This window comes from Streptomyces mutabilis (genome assembly GCF_014649815.1).
GTDB lineage: Bacteria > Actinomycetota > Actinomycetes > Streptomycetales > Streptomycetaceae > Streptomyces > Streptomyces mutabilis.
The window spans coordinates 1-1,326 of record NZ_BMTT01000077.1 but is presented as its reverse complement, the minus strand read 5'-3'; the positions used below and the strand labels follow the sequence as shown (position 1 = coordinate 1,326).

The following is a 1,326-nucleotide window of genomic DNA, read 5'->3' as shown; positions in this document are numbered from 1 at the left end:
ATAATATATTTTTATATTACCAATACATATACGGTGGAGGAGGTTATCACTGAAGTATAATAATTATATAAATTACAGGTTAGAGCCAGGTTGGTTAGGCGTCTCATTTGGGTTGAGGAGTAGTTATGTTCGAATCATAATAACCTGAAGTATAAATTTAATTTATGAGTGTATTTTGCAATATAGACAATATGAAAGATATATTTCATGCGCTTTGCGCATGGCAAGTATATAAAGAAATTATTATGGATAATTAGCTATATATTAAAGAATAACTAGTAAATCTAGTTTCTAAGAGAAATCGAATAATAAACGAAGTGAATTGAAATATCTTAGTAACTTTAGGAAAAGAAATCAAACGAGATTGTTATTTGGTGCAAACTAAATAACAAGAGCCTATTAACAAAACTTGTTAAAGTAAAATGGATTAAAATCTGTTTGAATATAGGGGAACCTTCCTCTAAGGCTAAATATGATATATAAGCGATAGTGATAAGTACCGTGAGGTAAAATTTGAAATAGTAGTTTTATAAGCAGCTCGAGTGAAATTTAAATAAATAATAAGAGCGTACCTTTTGCATAATGGGTCAGCAAGTTAATTTTAGATGCAAGCAATGTTCTATAAAATAAGTTGAAGGGAGATGGACCTTCAAGGGTAAGTTATAGAGCTAGCTTAGATAAACCAATTATGAAAAAATGAATTAGTATCTAGAATTAGACCCGAAGGCTAGTGATCTTACCATGGTCAGGGTTATAAAAGCCCGAACGGGTTATCGTTGTATAGATATCCGAAGAATTGTGGTAAGTTAGTGAAAGACAAAACTGACTAGTATAGCTGGTTTTCCGCGAAACCTATATAAGTAGGTAATTTAATTAACATCTTAGCAGGTACAGAACTGTGATCTCGGACAATATCTTTTGATTTTGTCAACATCGGGGGGTTGTAGTGACTTTACCGGAGAGTATTTGCACTCGGAATGGCAAAGATGAATGTTGAATAATCGGACATAGTGCGATAAGGTTGTATGTCTAAAGGGAAACAGCCCAGAACAAGAGTTAAGGTTCCAAAATTATTGTTGAGTGAAATTAAGGATGTTTTTTTTAAAAACAATCAGGAAATAGGCTTAGAAGCGGCCATTTTTTGAAGACCTCGTAACAGAGCACTGATTAATTAAATTTAGAAAAAAACACCGAAAATTTAACGGATCTAAACAATATACCGAAACCTTGTACACATATTTATAATATTAATATTGTATATGTGGGGTAGCGGAACATTGGATAAATATTAATTATTATTTCTTCTAAGAAGTAATAAGTATGGAT

The 1,326-nt window shown here is 31.7% G+C and carries 1 rRNA gene; it reads left to right on the top strand.

Annotated elements, in window-relative coordinates:
* Positions 1 to 222 precede the first annotated feature (222 nt).
* Positions 223 to 1,326 (top strand): 23S ribosomal RNA (locus IE142_RS39600); the annotation flags it as partial.